At 30.0% G+C, this 5355-nt stretch carries 5 protein-coding genes and 1 pseudogene; 3 read left to right on the top strand and 3 right to left on the bottom strand.

All coding sequences use genetic code 11. The annotated features are described in order from the left end of the window. Together ACIQ2I_RS07650 and can are read left to right on the top strand one after the other, a co-directional pair. A partial coding sequence (locus ACIQ2I_RS07650; protein WP_396181833.1) for a carbonic anhydrase occupies window positions 1-230 on the top strand: 230 nt, incomplete at its 5' end. A gap of 113 nt (window positions 231-343) precedes the next feature. Beyond that, window positions 344-979 carry a carbonate dehydratase gene (gene can, locus ACIQ2I_RS07645; protein WP_396181832.1) on the top strand — a complete coding sequence of 212 codons (636 nt, stop codon included), beginning with the start codon at window positions 344-346 and terminating at the stop codon, window positions 977-979. Here can and ACIQ2I_RS07640 read toward each other — a convergent pair. Together ACIQ2I_RS07640 and ACIQ2I_RS07635 are read right to left on the bottom strand one after the other, a co-directional pair. Beyond that, window positions 976-2166 carry an LETM1-related biofilm-associated protein gene (locus tag ACIQ2I_RS07640; protein WP_396181831.1) on the bottom strand — a complete coding sequence of 397 codons (1191 nt, stop codon included), beginning with the start codon at window positions 2164-2166 and terminating at the stop codon, window positions 976-978. The genes can and ACIQ2I_RS07640 overlap by 4 nt on opposite strands. Then, the gene (locus tag ACIQ2I_RS07635) at window positions 2156-3217 is read right to left on the bottom strand and encodes a DUF3810 domain-containing protein (protein ID WP_396181830.1); all 1062 of its coding nucleotides are present in this window, start codon (window positions 3215-3217) and stop codon (window positions 2156-2158) included. The genes ACIQ2I_RS07640 and ACIQ2I_RS07635 overlap by 11 nt, the downstream gene beginning before the upstream one ends. A 114-nt stretch (window positions 3218-3331) precedes the next feature. On the opposite strand from ACIQ2I_RS07635, the gene ACIQ2I_RS07630 reads away from it, so the two are divergent. Continuing rightward, window positions 3332-4798, top strand: coding sequence for an aminoacyl-histidine dipeptidase (locus tag ACIQ2I_RS07630; protein ID WP_396181829.1), 1467 nt, complete (start codon window positions 3332-3334; stop codon window positions 4796-4798). 54 nt (window positions 4799-4852) lie between these two features. Here ACIQ2I_RS07630 and ACIQ2I_RS07625 read toward each other — a convergent pair. Then, window positions 4853-5355: pseudogene (locus tag ACIQ2I_RS07625) on the bottom strand (carbamoyl-phosphate synthase large subunit); the annotation flags it as partial.

The raw sequence follows: 5355 nt of genomic DNA, 5'->3' as shown, positions 1-5355 counted from the left end.
CCAGTAATGGACCTTTTGTTGAAAATGTTGCCAAAATTAATGTAAAAAGAAATGTGAAGAATATCATAGAAAGAAGTTTTATATTAGAGCAAATGGTTGAAAATGGCGAAATAGGAATAGTAGGCGCTATGCATGACTTAGAAACGGGTAATGTTACATTTTATAACGATGTAGAGTTTATTAAAGATGAACATAATCCGAATTTCTCTCTAGCTGCGCTACGTCATTAAATTATTTAATTTTATTTAAAACTTATAAAATCTATTGTGTTTAATGAATTTTTATATATTTGAACTTGAAAATTTATTTGTTTCAAAATAATCTTATTACCAAAACATAACCTATGAGCGATTTTTATAAAAAAATATTAGAAAATAACAAGAAATGGGTTGAAAGTCAATTGGCTATCGATATTGATTATTTCAAAGATTTATCAAAAGGCCAAACTCCTCCTTTGTTGTGGATAGGATGTTCAGATAGTAGAGTTCCAGCCAATGAAATCATAGGCGCTAAACCCGGTGAAGTTTTTGTACACAGAAATATAGCTAACATGGTTGTTCATAGTGATATGAACATGTTAAGTGTTTTAGATTACGCTGTAAATGTCTTAAAAGTTAAGCATGTAATTGTATGTGGTCATTATGGCTGTGGTGGGGTTAAAGCTGCTATGAGTAATGACTCGATCGGTATTATTGATAATTGGATTCGTCATATAAAAGATGTTTATCGTTTGCATAGCGATTATTTAGATTCTATAGACAATGACAATGACCGATTTAATGCTTTTGTTGAACTTAATGTAAAAGAACAAGTATTTGACTTATCTAAAACTTCTATAGTTCAATCTGCTTGGAAAAATGGCCAAGATTTAACCTTACATGGCTGGTCTTATGGATTAAATTCAGGATATGTTACTGATTTGAATGTGAACATGAGTTCAAATAAAGATTTAGATGATGTATATCAACTAAAATTCTAATCATTTAAATTTTCATTAAACGCTGATGGCAATAATTGTGGTATAAACTTTATCAAAATTGGTAATAATAAACCACCACCTGGAAGTAAAAAAATAGTGAGCGATGGAATGCTTTTGCAAATGTCTAGTAGCTGTTTTTTTACTTTCTTTTTTTCTTCAAAACTCAATTCATTTTGAGTTGATTTTCCTAATAATTTCACCAATTCTCTACTTTCAGAAAGCTCCTTAAGTAATCTAGTTTTATTTCTACTTACTAACTTTGCAATAATGTCTTGGGTGTTGGTGTAAAACTGTTTTACGGGATGATTTAAATTATAAAAAGGCAATTCTTTTTTATACTTTTTTATAAAACTAACCAACTCATTACCAGTATTTTGATTATTTTTATTTAAATTTAATTTTAAACAAAAATTAGAGAGAAATACTTGCTCATTTTCATTTACAACGCCATCACTTAACAAGGTCATATGTGCAATTTCATACAAATACAAACTCTCTAATTCAGACCGTTTTCCTTCAAAAACAATGTCAATTATTTCGTTACTTTTTACCTTTGAAACTTTAGAATATCGCATCGAATTTTCAAACATTTTTAACAACATAATATCATACTCTGATTTATCTATTTTAACATTTAAAGAAAACATCATTAATGCCAAACATTTGCGTTCTAAATTTTTAAAAAAATCTACACTAATGTCATTATTTTTCAAGTAATATTCAAATGCCAAAACATCAATAAACAACATAGCATTAGTAACCATGTGTGTAAAATTTTTGGTTACAATATTATCATTGGTTTGTATGCGTTCATTAATAATACTTTCTAGTTTTTGATAGGAATTGGTATGTGGCAAAACCATATTTAAAAAACTAAAATTTCCTTTTGATATTTTAGTATAAAATTGAAATAAATCTTCAATAAATATTTGAAAATTATCTTCTTTTTTTGTTTTATACAAAGCAAATAAGGTTGCTAAAAAACCGACTTTCATTCTTTCTTCAAGATCCCATTTAGAATCATCAAAATTACTGTCTAGATGATAGTTCACTACATAACCATAGATTAAACCACTTTTCTGGCATGCCAAAAAAAATGACTCATCAGTTGTGTAATCTGATACACCACTAGCATACTGAAATAGAAACTTTTCAATCCAACCGTTAATTGATGGGTTAATTTGCATGAATTATCTCGTGTTTTAAATCGTAATTAATTAATAACCCAACAAATTTACTATAACTTTCCATTCCGTCTTTTTGTTGGTTGATCTTTAAAAATGAATCGTAAATATACTCAAAAAAGGTATCCACAAACGAATGGTATTGTTTCCAAAAGGTTTTGTTTTCGTTAAAATTCTCCAAAACACCTTTATTTATAAATACTTTATACGTTTTACTGCTTCCCGCTTCTATTAGCTCTAAATTATACAAACAATAATTCAAAGCAAAAGCATATGCCGAATATTGAAAATAAATATCTTTATTTTGCGAAGCAGCTATAAATCCAATAAAATTGCAATCACTTTCTGATGCAATTCCGGTTTGATGTGCCATTTCATGACAAATAGTTAATGGCGAAGTGTATTTAGGTTTCATATTATTCACCTGCGCTTCATTAGTAAACGGATTCAAATAACCCCCAAATCCCATATAACTCAATGGCAAACTAAAAATTGATGATTTGATACTTATTTGTTGATATTGCATATACGATAATGGTTCGGGTAAACTTATATAGCCGATTGGAGCCATTTCATACATTTGTTGTTCAGAATAATTAAAAACTACTTTTTTATAATGTTGTTTTGCTATTCGAAGTTGTAAATGATTGGTTTGGGCGATTAATTTTAATGTCAAATTTTGTAATTGTTGTTTGGTATATTCTTTTTTAATACCGATTTTTTCATGTAATGGAATTCGGTAATAATTCAATCCCCATAAAAAATGAAATAAGAAATACACTATCGAAAAAAAACTTAAAATTGTGTGCCCGCTTGTTTTCCAATTTTTTAAAAATCCAATTCTATTATTATACAGCCATTTAAAAACCAATAAAATTAAAACCATATAAGCGATATCCCCTACAGAAAATGGAATCCAACCTAAAAGCAATCGACTAATCTTAGAAATATACAAATACAAGCCATTACTGTAAAAACGCTCTACTTGTTCTGGAAAAAGTGAGATTACTTTAACAAGAATAATTTGAATAATTAATAAATATAACTTCTTCACAAAATGAATATAAATTGTAAATATAACTACAATTTCATTTATTAAGAAATTAAACTTTGTAACTTTGTAATTCAATAAAATCTGAATAAATAATATAAAAAAGACAATTCATAAATGAGTCAAGAAGTAAGAAATTTAGAACCAAAAGTACTTTGGAACAAATTTGCCGATTTAAATGCCGTACCACGTCCATCGAAAAAAGAAGAACGTGTAATCGCATTTATGATGAAATTCGGTCAAGAATTAAGATTAAATACCATTAAAGACGAAGTAGGAAACGTAATTATCAAAAAACCTGCTACTGCTGGGATGGAAAATCGTAAAACCATTGTAATGCAATCGCATTTAGACATGGTGCACCAAAAAAACAATGATACCAATTTTGATTTCGAAACACAAGGCATCGAAATGTATGTTGATGGTGACTGGGTTCGCGCAAAAGGAACAACTTTAGGTGCTGACAATGGTTTAGGTGTTGCCACAATTATGGCTATTTTAGAAAGTACGACCATTCCTCATCCTGCCATTGAAGCCTTATTTACAATAGATGAAGAAACAGGTATGACAGGCGCAATGGGATTAAAAGGTGGGTTATTAGAAGGTGAAATTCTTTTAAATTTAGATACTGAAGAAGACGATGAAATTGATATTGGTTGCGCGGGAGGTGTTGATGTAACTGCAGTGGCAGAATACGATGAAGAAAACACCCCTGCTGATGCTGTTGGTTACACCATTACCATAAAAGGTTTAAATGGTGGACATTCCGGAATGGACATAGATAAAGGTTTAGGAAATGCCAACAAAATTATGAACCGTTTACTTTTTAATGGTTTTGAAGATTTTGGCTTACAAATTTCAACTATTAATGGAGGAAGTTTACGAAATGCCATCCCCAGAGAAAGTATTGCTCAAGTTGCCATTGCTCCTATTTATGATGAAGCATTTACGTTTGATATGCAAGAAATTATCAATGAAATAAAAGCTGAATTTAAAACTACCGAACCAAATTTAGAAATTGTAATTGAAAAATCAGCAATAACACCAACTAAAGTAATGCCTCCGATGGCACAGTTTTATATGGTTCGATCGATATATGCAGCTCATAATGGAGTATACAGAATGAGTGCTGATTTTGATAATTTAGTAGAAACCTCTAATAACATTGCAAAAATTACAGTAGCGGAGGGGAAATTAACCGTACAATGTTTGACACGTTCATCGGTGGAAACTTCAAAATTTGATTTAGCCAACGCTTTACGTTCTGCATTTGAATTAATGGGTTGTGAAGTTACTTTTGGAGGTTCATATCCGGGTTGGACACCAAATGCTAATTCAGAAATATTAGATGTTTTAACTTCAATATACGAAAAACAAAACGGAACTAAAGCTCATGTTGTAGCTTGTCACGCTGGTTTAGAATGCGGAATTTTAGGAACCAATTACCCAGAAATGGACATGATTTCTTTCGGACCAACCATCAAAGGTGCTCATAGCCCTGATGAAAGAGCAAATATTGCATCCGCTCAAAAATATTGGAAATTCGTGTTGGAAATTTTAGCAAATATTCCATTGAGAAAATAAAATATAATATAAATAGTATGAACTAAAAATCCCAATTTTTCAATTGGGATTTTTTTATTTGGTTAAATACATTTTTCTTCTAGCATACAAATCATAAAATTGATCATCTTTTAAATCATCAATAAACAAAATACTCTCACCAGTTGATTTCATTTCTGGACCTAAAGCTTTGTTGACATTTGGAAATTTACTAAAAGAGAAAACCGGTTGTTTTATTGCGTATCCTTTTAATTGTGGATTGAAGGTAAAATCAGTTACTTTATTTTCTCCTAACATTACTTTAGTAGCGTAATTTACATAAGGTTCTCCATATGCTTTTGCAATAAAAGGCACGGTACGAGAAGCTCTAGGATTGGCCTCGATAATATAAACTAAATCATCTTTTATTGCAAATTGAATATTAATCAATCCTACTGTTTTTAAAGCTACTGCGATTTTTTTAGTATGGTCTTTTATTTGTTGCATCACAAATTCACCTAAATTAAAAGGAGGTAAAGTTGCATTACTATCTCCAGAATGCACACCACATGGTTCTATATGCTCCATAATTCCAATGA

The organism is Flavobacterium sp. (assembly GCF_044368995.1).
GTDB lineage: Bacteria > Bacteroidota > Bacteroidia > Flavobacteriales > Flavobacteriaceae > Flavobacterium.
Note: the sequence above shows the minus strand (reverse complement) of the source record. Positions and strands in the feature narration are given on the sequence as shown.